Annotated in this window: 20 protein-coding genes; 11 read left to right on the top strand and 9 right to left on the bottom strand. The window is 52.0% G+C overall.

Translation table 11 applies throughout. From position 1 onward, the window contains the following. Window positions 1–287 precede the first annotated feature (287 nt). On the bottom strand, window positions 288–3,620 hold the full coding sequence (locus tag ACTHRH_RS15600; protein WP_440416421.1) for a DEAD/DEAH box helicase: 3,333 nt from the start codon (window positions 3,618–3,620) through the stop codon (window positions 288–290). Window positions 3,621–3,790: 170 nt separating this feature from the next. After that, a complete protein-coding gene (locus tag ACTHRH_RS15605) occupies window positions 3,791–5,116 on the bottom strand; it encodes a hemolysin family protein (RefSeq protein WP_379285481.1) in 1,326 nt (441 codons plus the stop codon). A 241-nt stretch (window positions 5,117–5,357) separates the two neighbouring features. On the opposite strand from ACTHRH_RS15605, the gene ACTHRH_RS15610 reads away from it, so the two are divergent. Together ACTHRH_RS15610 and ACTHRH_RS15615 are read left to right on the top strand one after the other, a co-directional pair. Beyond that, window positions 5,358–6,134 (top strand): DUF1836 domain-containing protein, encoded by a 777-nt coding sequence (locus ACTHRH_RS15610; protein WP_379285483.1) that lies wholly within the window; start codon window positions 5,358–5,360, stop codon window positions 6,132–6,134. An 89-nt stretch (window positions 6,135–6,223) separates the two neighbouring features. Further along, on the top strand, window positions 6,224–6,568 hold the full coding sequence (locus ACTHRH_RS15615) for a hypothetical protein (protein WP_440416423.1): 345 nt from the start codon (window positions 6,224–6,226) through the stop codon (window positions 6,566–6,568). Between the two features lie 239 nt (window positions 6,569–6,807). Here the strand turns inward: ACTHRH_RS15615 and ACTHRH_RS15620 are convergent, their stop codons facing one another. Beyond that, window positions 6,808–7,392: a TIGR00730 family Rossman fold protein gene (locus ACTHRH_RS15620; RefSeq protein WP_379285487.1), complete on the bottom strand. Its 585-nt coding sequence runs from the start codon at window positions 7,390–7,392 to the stop codon at window positions 6,808–6,810. A gap of 105 nt (window positions 7,393–7,497) precedes the next feature. Here ACTHRH_RS15620 and ACTHRH_RS15625 point away from each other — a divergent pair, with 105 nt between their 5' ends. After that, the gene (locus ACTHRH_RS15625) at window positions 7,498–7,848 is read left to right on the top strand and encodes a MazG nucleotide pyrophosphohydrolase domain-containing protein (RefSeq protein ID WP_144935481.1); all 351 of its coding nucleotides are present in this window, start codon (window positions 7,498–7,500) and stop codon (window positions 7,846–7,848) included. A 455-nt stretch (window positions 7,849–8,303) separates the two neighbouring features. Next, window positions 8,304–12,980, top strand: a complete 4,677-nt coding sequence (locus tag ACTHRH_RS15630) for an Ig-like domain-containing protein (protein ID WP_440416426.1) — start codon at window positions 8,304–8,306, stop codon at window positions 12,978–12,980. Between the two features lie 232 nt (window positions 12,981–13,212). On the opposite strand, the gene ACTHRH_RS15635 is transcribed toward ACTHRH_RS15630, so the two are convergent. Next, the gene (locus ACTHRH_RS15635) at window positions 13,213–13,350 is read right to left on the bottom strand and encodes a hypothetical protein (protein WP_379285493.1); all 138 of its coding nucleotides are present in this window, start codon (window positions 13,348–13,350) and stop codon (window positions 13,213–13,215) included. Window positions 13,351–13,509: 159 nt separating this feature from the next. Between ACTHRH_RS15635 and ACTHRH_RS15640 the strand changes: the two genes are divergently transcribed. Beyond that, window positions 13,510–14,112: a hypothetical protein gene (locus ACTHRH_RS15640; protein WP_379285495.1), complete on the top strand. Its 603-nt coding sequence runs from the start codon at window positions 13,510–13,512 to the stop codon at window positions 14,110–14,112. Between the two features lie 261 nt (window positions 14,113–14,373). After that, on the top strand, window positions 14,374–15,045 hold the full coding sequence (locus ACTHRH_RS15645; RefSeq protein ID WP_144935472.1) for a helix-turn-helix domain-containing protein: 672 nt from the start codon (window positions 14,374–14,376) through the stop codon (window positions 15,043–15,045). Window positions 15,046–15,393: 348 nt separating this feature from the next. Here the strand turns inward: ACTHRH_RS15645 and ACTHRH_RS15650 are convergent, their stop codons facing one another. The 4 genes from ACTHRH_RS15650 to ACTHRH_RS15665 all read right to left on the bottom strand — a co-directional run bounded on the left by ACTHRH_RS15650 (window position 15,394) and on the right by ACTHRH_RS15665 (window position 19,336). After that, window positions 15,394–17,337, bottom strand: a complete 1,944-nt coding sequence (locus tag ACTHRH_RS15650; protein WP_440416429.1) for a DUF2207 domain-containing protein — start codon at window positions 17,335–17,337, stop codon at window positions 15,394–15,396. 645 nt (window positions 17,338–17,982) lie between these two features. After that, entirely contained in the window at window positions 17,983–18,252 is a 270-nt protein-coding gene (locus tag ACTHRH_RS15655; RefSeq protein ID WP_440416431.1) for a hypothetical protein, read from the bottom strand. Between the two features lie 30 nt (window positions 18,253–18,282). Then, a complete protein-coding gene (locus ACTHRH_RS15660) occupies window positions 18,283–18,954 on the bottom strand; it encodes an ArsR/SmtB family transcription factor (RefSeq protein WP_144935461.1) in 672 nt (223 codons plus the stop codon). A gap of 154 nt (window positions 18,955–19,108) precedes the next feature. Next, window positions 19,109–19,336, bottom strand: a complete 228-nt coding sequence (locus tag ACTHRH_RS15665) for a hypothetical protein (RefSeq protein ID WP_144935458.1) — start codon at window positions 19,334–19,336, stop codon at window positions 19,109–19,111. A gap of 184 nt (window positions 19,337–19,520) precedes the next feature. Between ACTHRH_RS15665 and ACTHRH_RS15670 the strand changes: the two genes are divergently transcribed. From ACTHRH_RS15670 to ACTHRH_RS15690, 5 genes are all read left to right on the top strand, one after another. Then, window positions 19,521–20,594, top strand: coding sequence for a Gfo/Idh/MocA family protein (locus tag ACTHRH_RS15670; protein ID WP_144935455.1), 1,074 nt, complete (start codon window positions 19,521–19,523; stop codon window positions 20,592–20,594). 133 nt (window positions 20,595–20,727) lie between these two features. Continuing rightward, window positions 20,728–21,207: a PH domain-containing protein gene (locus ACTHRH_RS15675; protein WP_144935453.1), complete on the top strand. Its 480-nt coding sequence runs from the start codon at window positions 20,728–20,730 to the stop codon at window positions 21,205–21,207. Next, window positions 21,194–22,750, top strand: coding sequence for a PH domain-containing protein (locus ACTHRH_RS15680; protein ID WP_440416435.1), 1,557 nt, complete (start codon window positions 21,194–21,196; stop codon window positions 22,748–22,750). Before ACTHRH_RS15675 ends, ACTHRH_RS15680 begins: the two co-directional genes overlap by 14 nt. A 3-nt stretch (window positions 22,751–22,753) precedes the next feature. Further along, on the top strand, window positions 22,754–23,311 hold the full coding sequence (locus ACTHRH_RS15685; RefSeq protein WP_144935447.1) for a cysteine hydrolase family protein: 558 nt from the start codon (window positions 22,754–22,756) through the stop codon (window positions 23,309–23,311). A 59-nt stretch (window positions 23,312–23,370) separates the two neighbouring features. After that, window positions 23,371–24,774: a nicotinate phosphoribosyltransferase gene (locus ACTHRH_RS15690; protein ID WP_440416510.1), complete on the top strand. Its 1,404-nt coding sequence runs from the start codon at window positions 23,371–23,373 to the stop codon at window positions 24,772–24,774. A gap of 145 nt (window positions 24,775–24,919) precedes the next feature. Here the strand turns inward: ACTHRH_RS15690 and ACTHRH_RS15695 are convergent, their stop codons facing one another. Further along, entirely contained in the window at window positions 24,920–26,065 is a 1,146-nt protein-coding gene (locus tag ACTHRH_RS15695; RefSeq protein WP_440416437.1) for a conserved virulence factor C family protein, read from the bottom strand. Between the last annotated feature and the right edge of the window lie 132 nt (window positions 26,066–26,197).

Here is a 26,197-nt window from a genome sequence, read left to right on the forward strand (position 1 = left end):
AAACCTCCCAAAAGAGAGGAATTGTATACATGGTTATTTTTTTATGGTGCGGACTCCGGAATTAGGGGGCCTAGCCGCTATCGCTCTAGAATCAGGTACTTCGAGGCTTTTCTCAAAAAAGACCTGCATTATTGCTCTAGAATAGGGCATTGCGTGGCTTTTTCTCCAAAAAGACCTGCACTATCGCTCTAGAATAGGGCACTCCGCGTTTTTTTCCAGAAACGACAAACGACGGACGATTCAACTCTCAACGTCCGTCGTTTGTCGTTTCCCATCAATGGTAGGGTTCAGCCTATCATCAAAATTTCCCGGATGTCCTGCTCCGTCAAGGAGGACAGAGCTTCCTGGCCGGGCTGAATGACTTCATCGATCAGATGCTTCTTCTTCTGCTGCAGCTCGTACATTTTGTCCTCTACTGTGCCCTGGGCGACGAGGCGGATAACCTGCACCACCTTCTTCTGCCCGATGCGGTGCGCACGGTCGGCGGCCTGCTCCTCTACGGCGGGGTTCCACCACAGATCATAGAGGATGACGGTGTCCGCCCCGGTCAGGTTCAATCCGGTGCCGCCCGCTTTTAAGGAGATGAGGAACAAGTCCTTCTCCCCTTCGTTAAACCGGCTGCACAGCTCAACCCGCTCGGAAGCGGGAGTTTTGCCGTCCAGGTAGAAGAAAGGCACTCCCCGGCTCCCCAGTTCCTGACCGATCAGAGCGAGCATTTCGGTAAATTGGGAGAAGATCAGCATTCGCCTTCCCGCACTCCGGCAATCCTCCACAATGTCCATCAACTGCTCGAATTTGGCCGAGCTTCCGCCGTAGCCTTCGACAAACAAGGCGGGATGGCAGCATAACTGGCGAAGCCGGGTCAAGCCGGCCAAAATTTTGAGCCGATTCTTCCGGAGATCGTCCTCGTTCAGATGCTTCAACGTCTCCTGCTGCAGTTTGGCCAGATAGGCCAAATACAGCTTCTTCTGCTCCGGCAGCAGCTCGGAGGCCTGCAGCGACTCGATCTTATCCGGCAGCTCCTTGAGCACATCGGCCTTCAACCGGCGCAGCAGAAACGGCCGTGTCCGCCTGGCTACCACTTCCCTGGACAGCTCGTTGAAGGCCTTGCGGCCAGGGAACAGCCCGGGGAAGACCGCTTCGAAGATCGACCACAGCTCCTCCAGCCTGTTCTCGACCGGGGTGCCGGTGAGAGCAAAGCGATACCGGGCCTGAAGCTGCCTCACCGCCTGCGCCGTCTGGGTGGCATGGTTCTTGAAGGCCTGGGCCTCGTCCAGGATGAGGGTGTGGAACGAATGGCCGGCATATTCCCCGATATCCCTGCGAAGCAGAGGATAGGAGGTGATGATGACGTCCAATTGGGCCGCCTGCATCACTATATCGCTGCGATCCGCCTGGCTCCCGTCGGCAATGGCCGCCCGTATCTCCGGCGCGAACTTCTTCAGCTCATTCTGCCAATTATAGACGAGGGAAGCCGGGGAGACGATAAGCGCCGGCTGCTTCCTGTCCCTGATCTCGGGCAGCATAGAGACGAGGAAGGCGATGCTTTGCAGCGTTTTGCCCAGTCCCATATCGTCTGCCAGAATGCCGCCGAACCGGTAATGCGCCAGCGTTCGCATCCATTGGAATCCATACTTCTGGTAATCCCGCAGGACCGGGGCGAGACTGTCGGGAACCGGGAATTCCAGTTGGTCCGGATTGCGCATATTGTCCAGAAGCTGGCGGAAGGCTCTGCCCAGCTTGACGGCATTTCCGGAACGATCGGAGTCGATCAGCGAGAGCCCGCGGACGACCGGAACGCGGATTGTCGCTTCCTTCCGCTCTCCCTTGCGAATGCCCACTTCCCCTATGAAGCGGCTGATTTCCTGGAACTCCGCAGTTTCCAGCGGCATTAACGCTCCGTTCGGGAGCCGGTAATATTTGCGCTTCTCCTCGAGAGATTTCAGCAATTGGCCGATCTCCGACTCCGGAATCCCCGCGATATCGAAGCGGAATTCCAGCCAATCCGTCCGTTCATCCACATCCACCGTCACTTTCGGGGAGGCATGTCCGGTGAACAGCCGTACCTTGACGGCTGTGGTGGCATACACCTCGGCCAACTCCTCCAACCGGGGAACGACATGGTATAGAAATTCATATTCCGCTTCTTCATCATCCAGGAAATATCCGCCTTCCGTCCTGGCGAAGTCGCTCTGCTCCATCAGCTCCAGAATGCGCCGTTCCCGTTCGCCGTCACGTATGAGAATCCGATCGGAGCTGTGTTCCCGGCCATCTCCTTCCAAGGGATGGATCACTATATTTCCATAGTGAAACTCCAGGCCGGCGAGCAGCCGGTCCTTCACCCGGTCCAGATACAGCTTGGCCTTGAGCGGGGCTTGGACAATACGGTCGGACACGGCTTGCGCGATGCGGACACTGCCGAGCTTAATCAAGCTGGGGACGACCTTCTCCATCAACGGTTCCATTTGCTCGGACGGGATTCGAATTTCTTGCTTGCGGTAAGCCTCAAGCATCTGTTTCAGCTCCGCAAGACGTCTGCAAGACTCCGCCGGCAGCTTCTGCAGCTTGCCTGCGGTGAGGATCATTCCGTATGGTTCCAGGATGGTCATTTCATCCAGGCCCCGAATCTCCAGATGATAACCTTCCTCCTGCGCCTGACCGAACTCAAAATGAAGAGGAAGGGGCTCATCGGATAAGCCGATTCCTTCGTAGGTTTCCATTCCTTGCTGGAGCTGCAGCGCCGGAGCTTTGGCCAGCAGGGGAAGAAGGGCTTCCCAAGCGAGGGGAGGAATCATAAGAAGCCGGTCTTTGTCCTTGCCTCCATATGAAAAGGAGTAGGCATTCGCGGATTCGAGATAAATCGTTTCGTTACGCGTGATCTGAATTAACTGCTGAATGATGGCGTCGTCTTCCGGCAGAAAGCGGTGGACCTGCGGGTCGTATGTGAACAGCCTGGAGAATTCCTGGGCTTCCCCCCGGTCGATTCGCTCCAGAAACATCTTGATTTTCTGCACGATATACGGCCGCTGGATGCCTACCTTCATTTCTATGGCGAACAAGCTCTTCCGGAAGCCATAAGAAACCGGCTTGCAAATAAATTGAACATTCAGCGGCTCCCTGCTGTCAAACATCGTTCTGGTCCCGCTGGGACGGGTGGGCGTATCGCCAAAAAGCTTCAACAGGCCGCGGGTCAATTGAAGATCCCCTGCCGAGCTTCCCAAAGGCATGCCGGCAGTAGCAGAAAATCGCGGGGACAGCATCCCGGTGTCCTCCGACGAAGAATCCGCCAGATGCAGCAGGGAGGGAAATATGCGCTCCGGCGCTTGTCCGGAATACTCCTTCTCCTGGATGGAAAACAGCACGGCGGCAATATGCTTGCAGTAGTTGTCATAGGTATGAAACGCGGGACAGGTGCATTCCGCATCCACATCCCCGTTCCCGTCCACTTCAACGGAAACCTCGTAATGTTTGCTTCCTGTGACCACAGCTTCGTATATGGATGCTTCGGAATCGTATCGGGTGAAGGTTACTCTCTTACCGCGATGGTAAGCCGCCCCTCTATCATAAGAGGTCCGGCCGCACAGCAGCTTGATAATCCGATCTGTCAATTGAAAACTCATTGCTAAATTCCATCCTTTGTATTTATAAGAGTGAGACCTATGCGAATGTTGTATCTTCTAATAATACCAAAGTCGCCTGCTCTTAACATAACAAAAAAAGGCCCCCTGTTCTTCATTGGAAGAAGAGGGAAAGCCCGGAAATCCAAATGCCGTTATGCTCCATCCGCCGATTAATCCTGCTCCGTTATTTCCTCCTTATCGGGAGCCTCCTCCGGATGCTTAATAATTTCCACCTTGCGAATCCGGTGCTTTTCCTTTTCCCGGATAATGAAGGTCAAATTGTGATATCTCCACTCCTCGCCCTTTTTTAACTCTGTATTCTGCCCGTAGAGCCAGCCGCCGATCGTGTCCAGATTTTCGGTTTCGATCTCTGTATTTAGCAGGTCATTAATATGAGTAATCGTCACTTTGCCGTCCACGATCAGATGATGGTCATCGATTCTTTCGATCTCCGTCTTTTCATCCGCATCGAACTCGTCACGAATGTCTCCGACAATCTCTTCCAGAATATCTTCAATCGTAATCATCCCGGACGTTCCGCCGTATTCATCGGCCAGAACTGCCATATGAGCCCGTTCCTTCTGCATCTTCTTGAGCAGATGCTTGATCGGCATCGCTTCGGAAACGGTAATGACCGGCTGAAGCATATCCTCCAGCGCCAGGTCGGGCTGGTCATCGCGGGACAGGAAGAAGCGCTTGGTATTGATCATTCCCACGATATAGTCCTTGTTCTCTTTCATGACGGGAAAACGGGTATACTGCTCTTCTTTAATGATGCGAAGATTTTCCTCCAGCGGTTTATCCAGACTCAAGCAAACCATATCCGTGCGGGGGACCATAATTTCCTTGGCCAGCAGATCGTCGAAAGCGAAAATCCGCTCTACATATCCGTACTCGGTTTTATTAATTTTTCCGCCTTCATAGCTTTCCGTCAGAATAATCCGCAGCTCTTCCTCGGAGTGAGCTTCTTCGTGCTCTTTGGCCGGCTTCATGCCGAACAAGCGGACAATGCCGTTGGCCGATCCGTTCAGCAGCCAGATGAAGGGATACATGATTTTATAGAAGAAAATAATGGGACGGGCAGTCACCAGACTGATCCACTCGGCTTTCTGGATAGCGACGGTCTTAGGGGCTAATTCGCCGAGCACCACGTGCAAATAAGTAACCGAGATAAAGGCGATAATGAACGAGACGAAGGAAACAGCCTCACCCGGCCAATTCAACGGAGCGAGCAGAGGATCCAGCAGCCGTTCGACCGTCGGTTCCCCAAGCCAGCCGAGGCCGAGGGCCGTAATCGTAATCCCGAGCTGGCAGGCGGAGAGATAGCCGTCCAGATTTTGAATGACTTTCTTGACGGCGAGGGCGTTCTTGCGTTTTTCCTGCACCATTTGATCAACCAGACTGGGGCGGATTTTGACGATGGCAAATTCGGTAGCGACGAAGAAGGCCGTTGCGATAATAAGAATAGCAACCAAAACTAAGTTAAAAGCGATCATTTCCATCTCCTGAGTTCATTTTTTGTGAGCTTTCCAAATACAAGTTCTTATGAACCTATAATATGAACTTTCCCGGCAATTTGCAAAGCTCATTTTGGTTCATATTGTGCCGAATAGGACAGAATGCTTGCATTAAACTTATGTACTGAGCCCGCACTTTTATTTTCTAGCGCTTTGACATTCTTTTCGACAGGTCTTATTATAAGTTCGTATGAACTTGAAATGTGAGGGGGAGAACACAATGCAGATGTTTCAATTAACCCGCAAGCAGATGGCGGGTCTCTTGCTCTCGCTGGCCGGCCAAATCGATAAAACCCCTCTGGCTGTACTGCGGGAAGCGTGGTCCAGAGCCCATCAAATCGACATTAGGGACGGTAAATCGCTGGGGGCGTTTATGTCGACCTCACTGCCTCCGATTTTTGAGAAAATGATTAAAATGAAACAAAGAGGAGAAGGCTTCTCCCTTACGGATATTGTTGCCATGGGGAATCAGATTGAATACACTCATTTCTCCGTTACTTCCGTGCAAAATTGGGTGAAACGCGACTTTAAAGACTGGATCGGCTCTCCCCGGCTCGGAAAGAAGTATTCGATCGACCAAACCGCTATTCTGTTTATTATCGAAGATTTAAAGGCTGCTCTCGATTTTGAATCGATCCGCAAGCTGCTGGCCCTGGTATTCAACGACCCGCATATCGAGGCCGATGATTTGATCCGCCCCCTGCAGCTTTACTCCGCTTATTCTTCCATATTCGAAGATTTGGACGCCAACAACGATCAGGTGCTGGATCTGTCCGGGCATGAGAGCGGGATGCGGAACCAGGATCATATGCTGGAAAATCTGATCAAGCATAGAGCGGATCAATTCGCCTCGACACTGACGGGATTGGAAGAAGAGCAGCGGGAGGCGGTCAGTCATATGATCTTTATAGCGACGATTTCCGTGCAAACCTCCTATTTTCAGTCTTTGGCCAGAAGGTACTGGAATGCGGCTGTCTTTCTGCAGAATTTGAATTGAACGGGATCAAACCATGCGGCGGCCCGAAGACGGGAAGCCCTCGACGGTTAACTGCGATGGTCTATTGGAAAGGAAGGGATAGGTCGAATATGTTGAAGAGGCTGAGATGGATTCCAGTGCTGCTTCTTTCGGCGATGGCTTTAATCGGATGTGCATTTCAATCTCAAAGTATGGAGCGGCCGATCGAAATGGTGGCCTATAGCAGTTTGACGGAGGAGGAAGAACAGCTCATTCCCGTGAGCCCGAAGGATTCGGTAGTGGAGAAAGTGACGGTTAATGAAGACTTGGCTACCTTGTTGGGCAGCAGCTATTCCGGTAAAGAAGTGTACTCCGTTACTTTTAATCATACGGAGACTCCTTCCGTCGGAAATTTCGTCGTATATGTCGATTTGGACAAAAAAACGGTGATCGGCAAAGGATTCAGTGATAAGTAGAGTAGCAGCGACGAACAATAGTAGGACATAGACTTTCTTTGTATTGTATGGTGAAAAAACCGGCTGCCATAATCGCGGAGGCCGGTTTGTTTTTTGTATTCTTTAGAGTGGCAGTGAGGGGTTATCAAGAAATTCATTGATCTTGTGGATCATGCTCAGCGTGATCTGATGATTCACTTTTGGAAACTCAATCAGTTGGACAGGTTTCTTCTGAGTTGAAATCATAATGCCCGGAAGCCTTAAGCCGGGGGCAGCTCACTCCACTTGTTCACACCTTCAGGCGGCTCATAGGAGGCCAAGCGGTCCAGAAGAATATCCGGGTCCTCTTCCACAATCAGAAGCCGGGATTGGGCAGCGGGAATAAAGCCGGCTTTGACGCCGTTGTCGACCATATCTACCAGAGGCTGATAATAACCTTTAATATTCAACAGTCCAAGCGGCTTGCTGTGAATGCCGAGCTGCCCCCAGCTTACGACCTCGAATACTTCCTCCAAGGTGCCGTAGCCTCCCGGCAGAGCGATGAAAGCATCGGACAATTCCATCATCTTGGCCTTCCGCTCATGCATTCCGTTAACTTCATATAGCTGGGTCAAGCCGGTATGGACCACCTCTCCGCGGAACAGGCCCTTTGGCATGACACCGATGGCTCCTCCCCCTTGATTCAGCACCGAATTGGCGATTCGTCCCATCAAACCGACCGAGGAACCGCCATACACGAGTTCCAAGCCTTTCTCCGCCAGCTTGACGCCCAACTGAACGGCGGCTTGCTCGTAAGCCGGGTCATTCCCCGGGTTGGAACCGGCATAGACGCATACTCTTTTCATAAGTTTCCCTCCAAATATACTATATCTTGTATCTATATTGTCAGTGACATACAATATGTTAGTATAAACTTTTTCATATGACAAGGAAATGACAAGGAGAACGATATGGAGCTAGAGGAATTCCAGAGATGGGTGCGGCAGTTTTACAGGCAGAGGGGCTGGTCCGAATACGGTCCATTTATCCGGGTCGGCTTTCTGATGGAGGAGACGGGGGAGGTCGCCAGAGCGGTTCGCGCCTTGGAAATAGGAAGGGACCGTCCGGACGAAACGGACCGGCCTTTGCCGGAGCTGGAGCAGGAGCTTGTGGAGGAACTGGGAGACGTGCTGGGCAATATCATTCTGCTCGCCAACCTGTACGACGTTTCCCTGGAGGAGATTGCGTCGGCCCATCAAGCCAAGCTGATGAAACGCTATTCGGAGGGGGAGGGTACGGCCGTACCGCATAAGGAAGCATAGAACAATGCGGCTATGAGATTATGGGAGGCTGTCGAATAAAGGTGTACAACCAAAGATCATGCGAAAACCTACACGGTTTGGTTATAACGGACCCCGGAGACCTTAATTGCTCCACAAGGTCCTTTCGGAAATTTTAACGGAACCAGATGACCTTATTCCCAAGAAATGCAGGCGAAAGTATGAGGATTTCAATGAAATAAGCGCAACGGTGTCCGTTAGTCTAAAAAAATCGCCTATTTTGACGAAATAGGGTCTCCCAGGTCCGTTATGTTTTCGCTGTTGGACTTTTCACTAGTACAACATCCTGTTGTACACCTTTCCCACAATGAATCGACAGCCTCTATGGGATAGATAAATCTTAAATGTGGATAGGCTATCTTGAATATGTATAGTTATCAACGGATATACAATCATTTACTATGGAGTCGACTACCTAAATAAAGGAGATGGTATGTTTGATTCCAAGGAAATGGTTTTCCGGAACGGCAGTTTTGCTAACGCTTACATTGCTGGTGGGAACCCTGTTTGCCGGATGGGGACAGTTAGTTTATGCGGAATCCCCGGAGCCGGACAATTTATTGCAGAATGGAGGGTATGAGGTAGAGAGCGGCGGGATCCCCGCAGGTTGGACGCCTTATCGCTTCAGTGGAAACCCGGAGTTTACAGTGGACGATACGATAGCGAAGGAGGGTAACCGATCGTTCCGAATACATGCCGCAGAGCCCAGCCGGGCCAGTTTATATCAAAATGTCCTTATTCCGGACGAATTGAAAGGACGTCATTTTAAATTTTCGCAATGGATCAAAACGGAAAACGTGACAGGCAGCGGGGCATTCAACCGGATGTTTCTCATTAATCAGAACGGAGGGCGCACAGGCGACCTGATTGAACTGAAGAAGGTTCAGGGAACGGCGGATTGGATTCAAATCGAAGGAACCATTTTCGTTCCCAAGGATAGTGCAGTGGCCGGCGTCAAAATTGAAAATTTCCTGGAAACCGGCACCGGGACGGCATGGTTTGACGATGCCCTGCTGATCGGGGTGGAATCCGGGCCGATCGGTGAGGAGATGGTGATGAACGGCGATTTCGAGAAAAGGGATGATAAGGGCGGCTTCATTAATTGGTCTAATTGGATAGCCAGCGGTTCTCCTTCCATTCAGGCAGACAATGAAGTTTATCATTCCGGGCAAACTTCGCTCAGAATCTCCGCGGAACAGCCGTCTAGAGCGGCCGTCGTTCAGAGTGTGCCTTTGAAGCCCGAGCATATCGGACGAGCTGTAAAGCTGCAGCTCTGGATAAAGACAGAAGAAGCGACCGGCGGCGGAGTGACGAGGCTGCAATTTACCGATTCCGGCGGGAAAAGGGTGGGCGATCTCGTCTATTTGGATACGCTGCGAGGAACGAACGATTGGACCTTGCTGGAACGCGTCGTTCAAATCCCGGACAACGCTGCTGTTTCCGCAGTGAAAATCGAGAATTTTCTGGAGACGGGCACCGGCAAGGTTTGGTTTGACGACATACGGATGGTGCCTTGGCACTCTGTGGAGGGAATCCGTTTGGATCAAGAGCAGGTTTCGCTTCAAATAGGGCAATCGGTCACCGTGAATGTCTACTTGACTCCTCCTAATGCTTCTAATCCCGCCGTGGAATGGAACAGCTCCAATTCCGACGTGGCATCTGTGGAGGAGGGAATGGTCACGGCGCACTCCGAAGGGATTGCCGTCATTAAGGCAGTAACCGCAGACGGGGGGCATACCGCTTCTTGTGTAGTTCTGGTCGGGAATCAGAGGGGGATTGCGGTGTTCGATTACTCGGCAGATGTTAACAAGAACGAATACGCAAGCGGCCGGATAGAGGGCGTGTCGGAACAGGGGCTTCCGCTTGTCTATTGGAAGGCGATGGACGCCGCACAAGGTGTGGTCTATGTCCAGGCCGACGGCCATTGGTCTTATTATCCGAACGATTCCTTCACGGGTACCGACAGCTTTTTGGTGGCCGTAGAGGATGGCAGGGGTTCCTTTGCCGTTTCCAAGGTGACGGTCCTTGTGCATCCGGTCAACCATGCGCCCGTTCTGGAGGAAGGTATTCAGCCTACGGATAAGAACACACCTGTCTCCGGGCAGATAGCGGCGTCCGATCCGGACGGCGACCCGCTGGTCTTCACGGTGGAGCAGCAGCCGCAGCACGGCCGGTTATCGATGGAGGAGAGCGGAAAATGGACGTATACCCCGAATGCGGAATACGTCGGTGCCGATTCCTTCACGGTAACGGCCTCCGACCCGCATGGCGGAACCGGCCGGACGATCGTCCGTCTGTACACGGCCCCGACGGCAGAGGAGATCATAGCGGAGATCAAGGCAAGCAATCCGGGCAATCAGCATCCGAGGCTGTTGGCTGAAGCGAGCGACTTCGAACGGATTCGGAATCTGGTATCCTCGGATGATAGGGCGGCTTCCTGGTTTGAAGGGGTGCGGAAGGAAGCCGACAGCATATTGCCCCAGCCCCCGGCGGTGTATCGGAAGCCGGACGGTTTGAGGCTGGATTCTACGGCTGCGAAGCGTGTGGCTACCTTGGCCTTCGTTTACCAGATCACACAGGATTCCAAATATGCGGAACGAGCCTGGGTGGAATTGGAATATGCTGCCTCCGATGCCTATCCGGATTGGAGTCCGCAGCATTTCCTCGACACCGCGACGATGACGCACGGAATTGCGCTTGGCTATGATTGGCTGTACAGCTATTTGAGCGAGGAGCAGCGGGCGACGGTGCGCCAGGCGATCGTCAACAAGGGATTGAAGCCTGCCGTTCCGATGTACATCGACAAAACGTACTGGTGGGTCTATAACCGTGACAATTGGAACTTCGTCTCCAATGGCGGAATGGCCCTGGGCGCCCTTGCCATTGCCGATGAAGAGGAACAATTGGCCGGCCTGATTCTCCGCGAAGCTTTCAAGTCGATTCAATACGGGCTTACCCAGTATGCCCCCGACGGCTCGGCCATCGAAGGCCCTGCTTATTGGGAGTACGGTACGATTTCCCTGGTCTATTTCCTGTCCGCTCTGGAGACGGCGGTCGGGCATGATTACGGGTTCGCCGAACGGGACGGCCTGTTCGAAACCCCCGAGTTCCCGATCTATATAGCCGGGTCAACGGGAGGATTTAATTATTCCGATAATAGTGCGGGATTGGTGCCCGGGCGACTGCTGCTCTGGTTTGCCAACCGGTTTGACAAGCCGGAATATACGGGCTATCACCGGTTCGCCACAGAGAATAACGTGGCTGCCGGAATGTATGATCTGTTATGGTATCGCCCGGAAATATACGGAGCGGCCGAGCCTGCCGACCTGGACCGCTACTTCGGGCGTCCCAAGGCCGTCACGATGCGGAGCTCCTGGAATGACCGGTACGGCTTATTCGTCGGCTTCAAGGGAGGAGTGAACGGCGCTCCGCATGGCGACCTGGATACCGGATCGTTCGTCTTCGATGCGTATGGTGTCCGTTGGGCCGAAGACTTCGGCAGTGAAGACTATAATGTTCCCGGTTATTGGGACAACGGGGTTAACGGCGCCCGATGGAATTATTACCGCAAGCGTGCGGAAGGCCATAACACGTTGGTGATCCAGCCGTCCGCCAGAGCGGATCAGAGGGAAGCGGCCGTTTCCGAAATCGTCCGCAGCGAATTCAACCGCCCGCAAGGCGCGTTTGCGATAACGGATATGACGCCCGCTTATCGGGATCAGGCAGTGTCCGTCCGCAGAGGCACGGCGCTTCTGGATCATCGGAGGCAGTTTCTCGTTCAGGATGAAGTGGAGAACAAGGTGCCTTCCGAGCTGTATTGGTTCATGCATACACGGGCGAATATCGATATAGACGATACGGGAACCTCGGCCGTGTTGAGTTATGGCGACAAGCGTTTGCTGGTCAAAATCTTGTCCCCGGGAGAGGCGAAGTTCAGCGTCATGCCGGCCGAGCCCTTGCCTACCTCTCCGAATCCTTCCGGCCAGAATCCGAATATCGGGGTCCGGAAGCTGGCCATCCATATGGAGGAGGTATTGAACACGACGATCAGCGTCTGGATGGTGCCTCTCATGCCGGGAGAGCCCCTGCCGCAGCAGGCGCCGGCGGTTGTGCCGCTCGATCAATGGCAGGTCATGGAAGGGGAGTTGGCCGAGGCTGGGGGCATAACGGTCGACGGTCAGCCGGTGGCCCGTTTCAAATCCAAGAAATATGTATATGAAATGGAACTGCCGGCGGATCAGGAGAAGCCCCCTGTCGTCAATGCCGTTCCATCTGTGGACGGGCATCAGGTTCATGTTCGGCAGGCGGAGCAAATTCCGGGTATGGCTCGCATAACCGTTACGGACCCGTCCGGTGTACGAAGCGAGGGAGTCTATTATATCTACTTTACGAGCCAGGCCCAGTACGGGATTCCTGCGGACCGTCCTTCCTGGCCGATAGCTTCGGTCGCCGCAAGCGAAGACGATGGCAACGTGCCGGAGAATACGATAGACGGCAATCTGGAGACGCGCTGGTCGGCCTCGGGTAAGCAATGGATAAGCTATGATCTCGGAGAGATCCGCGAAGTGACGGCCGTCAGCTTGGCCTGGTACAACGGCGATACCAGAACCGGCTTTTTCAACATTGAGGTTTCCGCAGACGGGGAGCAGTGGACGAAAGTATTCGACGGCTCCAGCTCAGGCAGAACAAAGGATCACGAGGTGTATCCGATTGCTCCGGTGAATGCCCGTTATGTCCGGGTCAATGGATTCGGCAACAATCAGAATATGTGGAACAGCATTACCGAGACAGGGATTTACGGTCCCGCCTATGAGCTGGAAAGGGTTGTCCTCTCTATCGACCAGGAGGAAATCAAACGGAAAGACCGCGTTCCGCTGGAAATCCAAGGCTATCTCAATTCCTCCGAGCCTGTCGATCTGGCGGGGGCGGAAATCCGTTACTTCACTACAGATTACAAGATAGCGAGGGTAGAAGACGGAATGGTCGTCACACAGAAGACGGGAACGGCGGAGATATGGGCCGAGGTCACTCTGAACGGTAAGAAGGTTGCTTCCGAGCGATTGCAAATTCAAGTTGCGAAGAAAAACGGCAACGGACCGAAGAAGGGCGATTAACCGTTATAGAGGCTCCGTGGCAAGGGGCTATCCCAGAAGCGTCACATAAAACAGGAACATCCCAAAAATGAAGCAAAAAGGACCTCAAGTTCCACTATGGGTGGGAACGGGGTCCTTTTTCAGTAGCCAAATTTAACTCTAGGTGGGGCTTGAAAAATCATAGTTAAACTTATGAGACAACCCCTCTTGTGTGTCCGGCATGGGCGGCTGTGGGTAGAGCCGGGAGGGGGTATTATTTGCTCTTGCCGATCATGGATAAAACGATTTTCTCCAGCTCTTCTTGGGTTACACGCCCTTGGATATAGATTTCCGAATCGGTATAAGTCCCGTTCTTCGGCGAATGAGACTCGGGGTATACTGTTCGAGCCAAACAATTGATGCCATCCAGTTTATGGTATATACTATAGGGGTTCCGCCGCTGTCCTGAAAACCTGACGGCCGCAGCGGATACACCTATGTTTTTTCATAATGTGAGCAAGCAGTTTATAAAGAATGAGAGTTGATCCGTTTGACTACAAGGAGAAAATTAATGCTACCGGTACTGACGCTTCTATTGCTGGCAAGTGCCGCCTGGAATCTATATTTTATCAATCATAACATGAAGGAACGTCAGCAAGCGGAAGTAGACCGGGGCAAGCAGTTAATTCTGCATTACTATGATGCGATTATGTTTGCCGGAATCCTGCGCGATGCCACCGGAAGCCTGCTTCAGGAACACGAGATGGAACAGAGGCTGGGCTATAAGTATCAGGTAGGCTTGGCTTACCGCTCCAATCGGGCCATCCCCGCCTTAATTGCAGGGGCGGAAGAGATCAAGGGGAAGCCGTTCCGAACGATAAAATATACTCCACAAGCCTGGTTCACGGAGATCAATAATGCGTTGGGGAGGATAGGAAGTCACGAGGGGCCGCTGCAGGAGGAGGAATTGAATTACCTTCGCACCGCTCATGAGCTTTTCTCTCGGACGGCACAGCTTTTGGATGGCTATCATGTGGAGAATACGGCGGACGATTTGGCACTTACGATGGCCCGCGGAGGAAAGTGGGTCGATATTGTTGAGGAAATCAATGATATCTTTGCCGATGCGCCGGAGTTTCTGTTCACTTACCGCTCCGATGCAGAATCCAAGTAGTTCGTTAAGGCTTGTTAAAAGTCGCTATGCTAGAGGTGCATTTTAATGGAAGAAGGCTTCGGAGGGTCGTGCCCCGGAGCCTTGATTCTTTTCCCCGTTAACTCTTGTTTCGAGTCCTGTCTCTGCCTTACCTCTCTTTCTTTATGATCCCGAGCGGGAAGGAAATTCCATTTTTGTCATACTGTCCGGCAGGGGTTCGTAGACTGTATAGACTAGTCTATACAGATGGCATTTCTATGCCCATAAGGAGGGAAGCAGACGATGTCAGTCGATTCCAGGGAGCTTCCTCTCGGCTCGTTGCTGAAGGACCTGCTGCGGGAGCGTTCGCTCTCGATGCGGAAATTGAGTGAACGGACCGGTATTCATACAGCGACCATTTCACGGATTATCAATGGCAAACAGCAGGCCAAGCCGGACCATCTGCGCAAGCTGTCCGATCATTTGCAGGTGCCGGCGGAGCAGTTGTTTCGGGCGGCAGGCTATGCGGTCGGGGAGCCGCTGGAGGAAAATCCGTCTCAGATCGATGAAATCGTCTCGATTATTTATGAGGTGCTGGCCTCTTCCCAATGGTTCCACGAGCATTTTACGGTAGAGCGGATCGAACAGGAGCTGAACAAATACGAGCAATATGCCCGGACCAAGGAAGGGCAGCAGGTCATCCATAGCGATTTTCGGGCCAAGCTGGATCAGGTAAGCGGGGCGGGGCCTTTCATAAATCAATTAAGCGATATGTACCGAATCTATGAAGAGGGGCAGGCGTCGCCGGAGGAGCGGGCCGTTCTCGGCAGCGGGCTGCTTTATTTTATTTTATCGACCGATATTATACCGGATTATATCTTTCCGTTCGGCTATTTGGACGATGCCATAGCCGTTCATCTTGTACAGCGGAGGCTGAAGGAGATCACGGAATCCCGACTCCGTTCCGAAGGCTGAATGTTATGGAACAGGTTCGCTGCTTGAAGCGATGTTTGTTTGCTCGCACCGTGCATCTGAATGGGCGGAAAGTCCGTCCGATGCACTTTGTATTGCTTTCGAAAGCATAACCAAGAACGAACCCAATAAGAGGTCTGTATCGAGAACATCATCCGTAATTGGGACCCAATAAAGGCAGCAATCACTTATTTCTAACCGATAATCTCGGGAATAGGAAATAAATGGGGATCACTTGTTTGACGCTATCTAATGGTCCACAATAAAAACAGCAGCCGGACCTCCTATGGAAAGAAGGCCTCGGCTGCTGCTTCCCGGGGCTGATTTTGACAGGTGAATCATCCAACCAAGCTAGAAAGCGCCGGCACCGCCCCCACCCCCGGAATCGCCTCCGCCTCCACCACCTCCAGAGCTGCTGCCTCCCCCGGAGCTATACGAGCCCCCCCACGTACTCCAGGAATCATAGGTGTGATTGAAAGATTTCGTTGTACTATGCGGAATGGAGATTAGAGGGAACGCCTTCTCCAGCTCCTTGTAGCTCTCGAAGCTCGCATGATGCTTGGCGAACGGCTTGGAGATGTTGAGAATAAGAGCATACTGCATCAGCCGTTCCAACCGGGCAGCTTCTGTCCCTGCGGGGTACCTTTTACGTTTCAGCGCTCTTCTCCATTTGGCCACGGCTGCTTTGTAGGGGGCACCTTCCGAAGTAGGGACTCGCAGCGGCAGCAGCAGCCGCAGAATCATGGACAGAAGGATCGTTCCTACAAACAGAAATATAGCATGGCTAAAGGTGACCATGGCGACGGTAAAGAAGCATATGACACCGTAGATCATAAAAGTCCGGGTCGACCGCCATAATGCTACAGTGACTGCGGCAGCCGCCCCAAGAATAACGCCGGCCCAGCCCATAGCGGTCCACGAGCTTACCTCCGCATAGTAGAGAAATAGGGTCATGGCATAGAGGAAGACGGTTAGTATCGGCACTACCCATGCAACCGCCTTATTATTCTTGAAGAACGGAGCGAACCGTTCATGATGCAGCACCTTTTGTTTCCAGGCCTCGAATCTCTCATCGAATTTCTTCTTTCTTTTGCGGTAAGCTTCCATCGCTTTGCCATTGTTGCGTTCCTCTTTGGACGGTCCGCAGATGGATTCCAAAGAGAAGGAACGATTTCTTCCGGGTATATTCTTAAACAGCCAACCGACGAAATCCCGTTCATATTCATTAAGCAGGCGTTGGTCGCCGATGAATGTAAATCGGAACGTTTCATTCGGTGCCTTCGGATCTTGTCTATAATGTAGACTGGCAGGAATTTTCTTGATTTCTATCCAGCCCTTTTGGTATAAGGAAAACAGGCCGGCGGTAATGTCCTTTGGAATCAGTTTGCCGTTACGGTGTATATAAGCGACGAACAAAGGATCGAGGGCTTCCAGCTCATCCCGTGAAATATGCCTGCCGGCTAAGCCCGTCAGCTTGTAGGGAGTCAGCAGGGCGAGATAAAGAATGCCCAGCAGAATCATGCCGGAAGCTATTTTTATTATGTCTTCCGCGTAGGAGAGTTTTTCCCCGCGCTGCTCGTATCTGCTCTGCAGCTTCTGCTCCCGGGCGAGAATGGACTCCTTGCGGTTCTCTTCTGCCGTAAATGGGGAATCCGGCAGCCATTCTGTAGGGAACAACAGGCGGAACTCCGACTTCTGTCCGGCCGGCATCAGCTCCGTCTCGTAATGGATGGAACGGCCGGAAGTCCCGGTAATGAGCCCTCCTGTCTTATCATGCAAAAAATAGCTTACTTCCCCCGAGTCGACCGGTTGGGGCAGCATGATCTCGACGGACATGTTATGCAAGTCGGTCTCATTATCCGAATCGAAGAAAGCCCAGTAGAATTCGGCGGTATCCGAATATTTCCAAACGGCATGATCCAGGCGGTACCGGTAGTAGACCTGCTTGATTTCGTCATTCGACTTGGTATGGATCCGATAAGTATTATCTCTCAGCTCCGTTGTCAATCGATCGGCTTCCTTATAAGAAAAGCCGCCCAGCTTCGCGTTCGCAGGCGGGAGATAAGCTTCGAAAAACTCGACCCCATCATGACCGCCGCTCTTGAGCTTCCGCGTAGTACCGTTGAACTCTCCCTTGAATTGGTAAGTGTACAGTTCTTCGACGTACAGATCCCCATCTTCCAGGAGCTGCGCCCGAATATCCACCTTGTCGATGGTAAAGGAACGGCCTTCTTTGCATCCCGCCAACAGAGCCAAGATAACCACAAAGAAAACCAAGCCGACGGCCCTTCTCATCTCACCACTCCCCTAATCTATGTATTATGTATAAAGATGTATAGCAATATATCTTGTCATGGAAAGGTGATTCGCTGCCTGGTTGTATTTTATACGCAAGGGGAAGGGTTAGGATTCGATTCCTGGGCGGAAATGGTACTTTAGAATTAAGAAAAAAATCCATTTTGTGGGAAATTGGAGAATGTTGGATTGTAAGAGGAAGAATATAAGCCATAGTAATATTTAATCATACTAAGCATTAGCTGTCTGAGAACGGCTTGCTTGTCCGTCCCTCGGTGACTCCTTTAACGCCATTATAGCGGGCCCGAATTCCTGCGATTATACATCAATTTTGAGTCGATTTGGAACACTTCAGCGAAAAGCCTGCGATAGTACATCAATTTCAGTAAAAAATCACCCGAACACCCTCGGAACGAGAAAAAAGATGTATTTTCGCAGGCTTTGCTACGGACGCGGGGTCCAACGGCCAAAAGGATGCAGAATTGCAGGCTTTCCCCCCACTATAGCGTAAGCATGGCGTGAACAAATGGTTGTTGGTTGAAAAGCCGCCTTATTGCAGGCTTGCCGCTGGAAGGCCGTAGTAAATGAATTTGGCACAACGTTTAAGGAGGGCTTGCTCGGAAGCCCTCCGAATGATACAGCATTTCAGCAGATACCGCCGCTCCCAGCCCTAGGCATATTTTTCAGAATAATCTCCGCTGCGCGCAGCCTGTTCTCCGGTTTGCCGTTGTTCAGCATGTCCTCCAGCACTCTCATTGCTTTCCGTTGAAGAGACTCGTAGGAAGAGACATCGGCTCCGATAGTGGAAGGGGAGCAGGCATCCGTCATTTCCTTCCAACGGTGGCGGGCCTCTCTCTCGGTTTCCCGTTGTCTTTCCTCGGCGAATTTCTCTTTCGCCCAATAATCCATGAACATGGTTCCAGCCTCCTTATTGCTCTATAAAATTTACTGCTTATCAAGATTTTCTTTATTCGGCGGGTCTATCTTCTCGCTGTTCTCATCGAAGGAGAGCCCTCCTTGATTTTCGTCTTCGATATTGAACCAAGGTTCGTCAATTTCAAAAGCGACCGTAGAAATATAGTACAAATTTCCTTCATCCCCGCATTCTATTTCGGCTAGCTCAGCGACCAGCTTCCTGAATTTGCGCAGCCATTCTACGAATTGTTCTTCCGTTGCTCTTACCTCGGCTTGCATTGAAGTCCGGGGCCAGGAGTTCTTGTCGGGGGAAGTATGCTGAAAAGCTCGTTCGGGAGCGGAAAGAGCCCTTAACTTGGCACGGTCCAAGCTGGAGATCGTACTCTCCCGGAAGTAATCACTGACTTCTGTGGCATGGGGGAGCAGGTCGGGAGATGGAAAGAAGCCTCTGGCGACAGAACGGTAAAATTTCTGGATGATTCCGTTCTTCACTTCGGTCCGGTTGACCCGAATCAATTCGTTCTTTTCCAATTCATTGAGATGATAATGGATTTTCGAACGGGGGATTTCCAGTTGCTGCGCCAGTTGTTGCCCGGTATAGGAGTTTTCAATCAACAGCATGACGATTCGGGCCCGGAACGGATCACTCAACGCTTTAAGCTGATCGAATTTATCGATCATTAGATAGGGTAGTTGATTCAATACTGTCACACATCCTCTTTAAATTACTCGGTCAAATATATTTACTCGTATTGTAATATATGACGGAATATTTTGTAAATAGGCAAAAAGAAAATAAATGGAAACAAAATAAAGAGGCACCTTGTTTAAGGTGCCCCGCTTTTTTTGAACAGGATTAGTCTCCTGTACCCTCTTTGCTATCGCCGATATCGCTGCCGGGAGCTTCTTTATCCGTATCTCCCAGAGAATCGTTGAGCTTCCCGCCGGTTCCGAGATCTGTGCTTCCATTTTCAGAAGGAGTCGTTCCGGAATCTACAGGGCTGCCGCCTCCGTCTCCGCATCCGGTCAACACCAACATTACCGCCATGACTACCGACAACAACAAAAATCCGGTTTTCTTCACGTATTTCTCCTCCTTATCCATTCGAGGCATTCTGTTTGATTTGCCTTCATGAAGTTAATAAACATCAACAGGAGGATTGAAACTACAAAATGTTGAGAAATTTATCCAAAGGATGCTTTGCCAATTGGGTGACAATTCATTACACTATAAACAGAAGTTAGGCGAAGGGAGCTGGAGAATAGGAATGCAAGCAAAAGATGGGATGAATTACGCGCCGACCGGCAAGGCGAATGCCGTTTGCGGCAAAGGGGAATTTCAAATCGCCGCCATCGGTCTGGATCACGGACATATTTACGGGATGTGCAACGGCTTGCTGGAGGCAGGAGCCGAGTTGAAATGGGTATATGATCCGGACCCGGTGAAATGCGCCAATTTTCAAAAGCGCTATCCTCAGGTGCAGATTGCCGATAGCGAAGAAAGAATACTGAATGATCCGGAGATCAAGCTGGTGGCCGGGGCCAAAATTCCTTCCGAACGCTGTGCGTTGGGATTGCGGGTTATGGACCACGGCAAAGACTATTTCACCGACAAAGCTCCGTTCACTACATTGGAGCAGCTGGAGTCCGCCAGGGTGAAGGTTCGCGAAACCGGGCGCAAATATGCGGTGTACTACAGCGAGCGGCTGCATGTCGAAAGCTCCGTGTATGCCGAGCAGCTCATTCGTGAAGGAAGAATCGGCCGGGTTCTGCAGGTGCTGGGTCTCGGTCCGCACCGGTTGAATGCTTCATCGCGTCCGGATTGGTTTTTTCGGAAGGAGCAGTACGGGGGCATTCTATGTGATATCGGAAGCCATCAGATCGAACAGTTCCTTACCTTTGCCGGCGTGAAGGAAGCAGAGGTGGTCAGCAGCAAGGTAGCAAACTATCATAATAAACAGTATCCCGAGCTTGAGGATTTCGGAGACGCCACTCTGATAGGAGATAACGGAGCAACCCATTACTTCAGGGTAGACTGGTTTACTCCGGATGGCCTTGGGGTGTGGGGAGACGGGAGAACGATCATTCTGGGCACGGAAGGAACGATCGAGCTTCGCAAGTATACGGATGTGGCCAGAGATCCGCAAGGGGACCATGTTTATTTGGTTAACCGGGACGGGGAACAGCATATATCCGTCCGCGGCAAAGTCGGCTTCCCTTACTTCGGCCGGCTTATTCTGGACTGTCTGAACAGGACGGAGGAGGCCATGACTCAGGAGCATGCCTTCAAGGCCGCCGAGCTTTGTTTAATAGCCCAGAAGAAGGCCGTACGAGTAGAATAACCAGGAGGATGCAATCAACCAACGGTTATTAGGGAATGTTTTGCGTTACAATAGTACATTAGGATCCTGGTTTAAACTTAAGTCATGAATGTAAATTTGAAGTCATTCGAGTGTAGTGAAGGAGTTGTACCCTATGCGCCCGGAACCCAGGCACAAGATAGATATTCGCGCCTTGACCGTCTGGAGATGGGAGGGCGCCATTACGTCATTTCTGATGGCGGCGGCCGGCGGAGTTCTGCTGTTCTTGACCATTAAATTTGATTGGCCCTACTGGATTTCCGCCATAGTATGGGCATTGATTGCCATAGGGACGGTGTGGTTTGTCGTAATCGTTCCCAAGTGGAGCTGGCACCGCTGGCGCTATGAGATCCGCGAGGAAGAAATCGATTTGCAGAGAGGCATCATCTTCCGGACCCGAACGATTATTCCGATGGTCCGGGTGCAGCATGTCGATACGAATCAAGGACCGATTATGCGTAAATTCGGGCTGTCCACCGTAACTTTCTCCACGGCGGCAGGGGGCCATGAAATTCCCGCATTGGCCAATGAAACTGCTGATCAGGTCCGGGATCGGATTGCCGAGTTAGCGAGGGTTTCCAATGAAGACGTCTGAAGGAAAACGGCTTCATCCACTGAGTTCGGTTTTGCTGGCTCTGCGTGCGCTTAAAGATTTTCTTCTTCCTCTTCTGATCATTTTTGTTTCCCAGTTTTTCAGGGGGCAAAGCGCAACGGGAGAATATTCCTACAGAATCCTGTTCGGGGCCGTGTTCCTCGTTCTGGCTATCGTTTCGGGGATATGGTCATGGGCAGTATTTCGTTATGGGACCAAAGACGGCAAATTGTTTGTCTATCAAGGTGTATTTTTTAAGAAAAGGCAGTACATTCCTTATGAACGGATACAAAGCATTGATCTCACGGAAGGCCTGCTGCACAGATTGTTCGGCCTGGTCCGGGTGCAGGTTCAGACTGCGGGGGGCCAGAAGCCGGAAGCCGTCCTGACGGCGGTGACCAAGGAGGCTGCGGCTGATCTGCAGCTTGAACTGCGGGGCCGGAAGAGGGCTGAAGCGGTTCGGGACACGCAGGAATTGGGCGACGAACGGGAGAGAGAAGATGCGGATAGCGGTCCGGAGGAGAGGGTCGACTCACCCGCCGAGGTGCTCGAGCCTGCCAAGGACAATGTTATTATGCCTAAACCCAGCCGAAGGCTGCCGTTCGGGCAATTGTTCATTGCCGGACTTACTTCGGGGAGTCTGGGTGTCGCGTTTTCCCTTATATTTGCCGCCTTTACACAGCTGGATGAATGGTTCCCGAACTTATTTCTTTACAGCAATGTGGCCCGTTGGGGTTGGCGAATGCTGATCCTCGCGGTATTATGTATTTTATTGCTGGCTGTACTGGTCGCTATTCTGTCCGCTATGATCCGGTTCGCCAATTTTACCGTCACGCGGGACGGAGATGAGCTGCTTATCGAGCGGGGGCTGCTCGAAATCAAGAGGGTGACGCTGCCGATCAGAAGAATTCAGGCGATAGTGATTGTCGAGGAACCGGTTTGGCAGCCGTTCGGCCTGGCCTCCATTCAGGTGGAGAGTGTCGGGTATGGCAATGAGAAAGGGGAGTCCACCCTGTTGTTTCCTTTGCTGCGCAAAGATGAGGTCAGAGAATTTCTTAAGGAATTTGCCCCCGTGTTTGTGCAGGAAGAGGATAAAGCTTATACTCCGGTATCCCGTAAAGCATTGCCCGGTTATTTGTTTCCCGTACCGGCCGTACTCGCCGTCCTTACATTAATTATAGGCTATTTTACAAAATGGGGGGCAATCGGCTGGGGATTGGTCGTTCTGTTCCTGCTGCTTGGCTGGTGGAAATATAAAACGGCAGGCTGGATCGTCGATGCGGATAAGGTTATTTTCCGATATCGGCGAATCAGCCGGATGACGGCCATCATTCCTAGAGGAAGGATCCAGTCTTACAGCGTCGGCCGCCATCCCTTCCAATTAAGGAAAGGGCTGTGCACGGCCAAAGCGACAGTCGCCTCAGGCGGGGGAGGCACCGAGTTTCGGATTAAAGGAATGCCGGCGGAGGAAGGGCTTGCCATTCTTGCCTGGTACCGAAGATGGAACGTCGGGCCCGGCCGTTCTGCCGATAACCGAGGAGGGTAAGCAATGAAAGCTTTGATTGTCATCGATTATACTTATGATTTTGTGGAAGGAAAGCTGCCCTGCGGCGAACCGGCCATAGCGATTGAAGGACGCATGGCGGAGTTGACGCGGGAATTTACAGAACGGGGAGACTTTGTCGTGATGGCGGTCGATTTGCACGAAGAGAATGACCCGGATCATCCGGAGACGCTCCTCTTTCCGCCGCACAATATCAGAGGAACCAGCGGCCGGGAATTATATGGTCAATTGAAAGAAGTGTACGACAAATACAAGGATCGCATTTACTGGATGGATAAAACAAGATACAGCGCTTTTCACGGTACGGATCTGGAGGCTCAGCTCAAGGAACGGGGAATTAAAGAGGTGCATCTTGTTGGAGTATGTACGGATATTTGTGTCCTGCATACTGCTGTTGAGGCTTATAACAAAGGCTTTCAAATCTTTATTCATCAGGATGCGGTGGCCAGCTTCAATCCGGCAGGACATGACTGGGCGCTTTCTCATTTCAGAGGAACATTGGGCGCTACGATTGTCAACGCCGGATCGGTCGTTAAGGAATAGGAGGACCCGCATTGGATTTAGCAAACTTAGCCTTGCATACGGATAAATATCAAATCAACATGATGTATGCGCATTGGTATAACGGAACCCACAACTGTAAAACCGTCTTTGACGCTTATTTTCGCAAGCTGCCCTTCGGCAATGGATTCGCGGTTTTCGCAGGGTTGGAAAGAATTGTTAATTATTTAAATGAATTGAAATTCGATGAAGCCGCGATTCAATATTTGGCCGGACAAGAGGAGCGGTACGATCCGAGATTTCTCGAGGAGCTTCGGAATTTCCGGTTTACCGGTAATCTTTATTCCATGGAAGAGGGGACTCTCGCGTTCCCGAATGAGCCTCTCATAAGAGTGGAAGCCAGGGTGTTCGAAGCTCAATTGATAGAGACGGCCATGCTTAACTTCATGAATTATCAGACGCTGCTGGCGACCAAAGCGGCAAGAATTAAGCAAGTGGCCGGCGACGATCAGCTGCTGGAGTTCGGAACACGACGTGCCCAGGAAGCCGATGCAGCGTTATGGGGGGCGCGGGCAGCTTATATTGCGGGCTTCGACGGTACCTCCAATGTGCTTGCGGGGATGAGGTTCGGCATCCCGACCAAAGGGACCCATGCTCACGCCTGGGTCCAGAGCCACGAATCCGAAGAGGAGGCATTCGAGCGTTTTGCCGCTGCACTGCCGGGACAGGTAATTCTGCTGGTAGATACCTATGATACGCTTAAGTCCGGAGTTCCGAACGCCATCAAGGTAGGCTTGAAGCTGAAGGAGCAGGGGAAGAAGCTGCTCGGAATTCGTCTGGACAGCGGAGATCTCGCTTACCTGTCCATAAGGGCAAGGCAAATGCTCGATGAAGCAGGGCTTAACGAGGTCAAGATTACCGCATCCAACGATTTGGACGAGAATACGATATTCAATCTGAAGGCCCAGGGAGCCAAGATTGATGTATGGGGAGTCGGGACGCAGCTGATTACAGCCGGAGACCAGCCCTCGCTGGGAGGGATTTACAAGCTGGTGGCCAGGGAGGTCGATGGGGAGTATGTTCCCGCGATCAAAATATCCGGAAATCCCGAGAAAATTACGACCCCGGGCATTAAAGAGGTTTATCGGATAGTCAACCGCACAACGGGCAAGGCGGAAGGGGACTATATCGCTCTCCAGGGGGAGGAGGATGCCGTTCAGGGGCAGAGCCTCAAGCTGTTCAATCCGACCCATACGTTCATTCGCAAGACGGTTGCCAATTATGATGCCTATCCGATACTTAAGCCGATTTATATAGAAGGGAAACAGGTTTATTCTCTTCCCGGTTTGGAACAAATCCGTCAGCATCACAAGGAGCAGCTAAAATTATTCTGGCCGGAATATTTGCGCAAGCTTAATCCGGAGCTGTATCCCGTATCATTGAGCCAGAAATTATGGAATATGAAGATGGAGCTGATAGACAAGCATCTGGGGCAACGGCCGTAAACTTGGAGCAGACCGGGACGCAATTCAGCGCCCCGAACGATTATGAGCAAGGGCGAAGATTGGCGGAACAGGCTCAATGACATTAGAAGGACCGGTCGGTTGACCGGTCCCCGTTGAGAGAAAAAGGATAATTTACATTTACTCTCTAATCCCGATTGCGGTTCGTCATCTGCTGCCATACTGATCCGAGAGCAGCCTCCCCGCCCTCGATCCGCTCTATGGCCATGTTAATCTGCATGCTTACTTCAAACTCGGGATCGTCCTTTGCTGCTTTCAAGGCCGGCAGGGCTGTCTCATCGCCGGTTTCATACAGAAACCGGGCCGCTCTCCAGCGGACAAGCTTGTTCGTATCCTTCAGGGCGTCTGCCATTGGACCAATAGCAGCGGGATCGCCAAGGTCGGACAGCGTATCTCCTGCCGTTCTGCGCACGGCCACGGTCTTGTCCTTCAAAGCCTTGAAGAGCAAGGGCAGCACTTCCGGAGTTTTAATATCGCCCAGGTATACGGTCGCCAACCGGCGGATGGACATCTGCGGATCATCCAGTGCCCGGGAGAGCAGGGGGATAGCTTCTTCGGTCGGCTCTATTCTTTCCAGAGCAGCATAGCGGGTCCGCCAATCGCTGCTCTCCATTGCCGAAGCCAGCTCATCGAGCGACGCGGCTTCTTCTACGACGGTTTCGCCGGGCGCTTGCTGGGCGGCCTGCTCGATCATAGCTTCCAGACGTTGCTGGTCGTAGGCTGCATCGTATTCGCGGATTACCTCTTCCAGAACGTCCTTAAGCTCTCCATAGCGGACGCCCTGCTCCTCCAATTTGCGTTCCTTGATCAAATTGGGGGAGGCCAGGCCGGCGGTCATGGCCGCTTGAGAGAAACGCTCAGGGAGAGCGGCACGCTGTTCCTCCGTTCCGTTGCTCACCCGAATTTGCATGGGGATTCCGCGGAACGTCTGGACCAGCACCTTCACTTCACCGAAGGCTGCCGGGGCTTCCGCTTCAGGAGCCGGCCCGGCAGCCGAGCCGGCCACCGCCTGATCGCTCTCGCCGAGGATTTCCCTTGCCTCGGTGAGAATCCGCTGCCAGTCCCCTCTCGGGTGACGGTCAATGGCGATAAAATCGGCGGCGTGATAAATACCGGTCACGCCTTCAATGTCCAGAAGCCGCTGCAGGCTCTCGGGGGCTTGATCTTTATTAGTAGTGCTATATTCCTTGCGGACGCCGTCAGGAAGCTTCTCGTCCAGATTGATTTTCATCGAATTCGGACTAGGCGTCGGCTCGATAGATATGATTTTCATTAAAGCGCAACCTCCTTGCGTAATAAGGATTCATATTAAGGATACCATATTTTGCGCTAAAATCTGGTCTATAAAGTTTAACTAAAGGAATACCTACTACTTTAATATGTAGATTTTCCGGACAGGCTCGGG

It is taken from the genome of Paenibacillus sp. SAFN-117, assembly GCF_051966115.1.
Lineage (GTDB): Bacteria > Bacillota > Bacilli > Paenibacillales > NBRC-103111 > Paenibacillus_L > Paenibacillus_L residui.

Excerpts from the sequence above, each read along its gene's own strand:
- ACTHRH_RS15605 (WP_379285481.1), bottom strand. The coding sequence starts at position 5,116 with ATGATCGCTTTTAACTTAGTTTTGGTTGCTATTCTTATTATCGCAACG.
- ACTHRH_RS15610 (WP_379285483.1), top strand. The coding sequence starts at position 5,358 with ATGCAGATGTTTCAATTAACCCGCAAGCAGATGGCGGGTCTCTTGCTC.
- ACTHRH_RS15650 (WP_440416429.1), bottom strand. The coding sequence starts at position 17,337 with ATGAGAAGGGCCGTCGGCTTGGTTTTCTTTGTGGTTATCTTGGCTCTG.
- ACTHRH_RS15620 (WP_379285487.1), bottom strand. The coding sequence starts at position 7,392 with ATGAAAAGAGTATGCGTCTATGCCGGTTCCAACCCGGGGAATGACCCG.
- ACTHRH_RS15680 (WP_440416435.1), top strand. The coding sequence starts at position 21,194 with ATGAAGACGTCTGAAGGAAAACGGCTTCATCCACTGAGTTCGGTTTTG.
- ACTHRH_RS15690 (WP_440416510.1), top strand. The coding sequence starts at position 23,371 with ATGATGTATGCGCATTGGTATAACGGAACCCACAACTGTAAAACCGTC.
- ACTHRH_RS15615 (WP_440416423.1), top strand. The coding sequence starts at position 6,224 with ATGTTGAAGAGGCTGAGATGGATTCCAGTGCTGCTTCTTTCGGCGATG.
- ACTHRH_RS15670 (WP_144935455.1), top strand. The coding sequence starts at position 19,521 with ATGCAAGCAAAAGATGGGATGAATTACGCGCCGACCGGCAAGGCGAAT.
- ACTHRH_RS15675 (WP_144935453.1), top strand. The coding sequence starts at position 20,728 with ATGCGCCCGGAACCCAGGCACAAGATAGATATTCGCGCCTTGACCGTC.
- ACTHRH_RS15695 (WP_440416437.1), bottom strand. The coding sequence starts at position 26,065 with ATGAAAATCATATCTATCGAGCCGACGCCTAGTCCGAATTCGATGAAA.
- ACTHRH_RS15640 (WP_379285495.1), top strand. The coding sequence starts at position 13,510 with ATGCTACCGGTACTGACGCTTCTATTGCTGGCAAGTGCCGCCTGGAAT.
- ACTHRH_RS15685 (WP_144935447.1), top strand. The coding sequence starts at position 22,754 with ATGAAAGCTTTGATTGTCATCGATTATACTTATGATTTTGTGGAAGGA.
- ACTHRH_RS15655 (WP_440416431.1), bottom strand. The coding sequence starts at position 18,252 with ATGTTCATGGATTATTGGGCGAAAGAGAAATTCGCCGAGGAAAGACAA.
- ACTHRH_RS15600 (WP_440416421.1), bottom strand. The coding sequence starts at position 3,620 with ATGAGTTTTCAATTGACAGATCGGATTATCAAGCTGCTGTGCGGCCGG.
- ACTHRH_RS15625 (WP_144935481.1), top strand. The coding sequence starts at position 7,498 with ATGGAGCTAGAGGAATTCCAGAGATGGGTGCGGCAGTTTTACAGGCAG.
- ACTHRH_RS15645 (WP_144935472.1), top strand. The coding sequence starts at position 14,374 with ATGTCAGTCGATTCCAGGGAGCTTCCTCTCGGCTCGTTGCTGAAGGAC.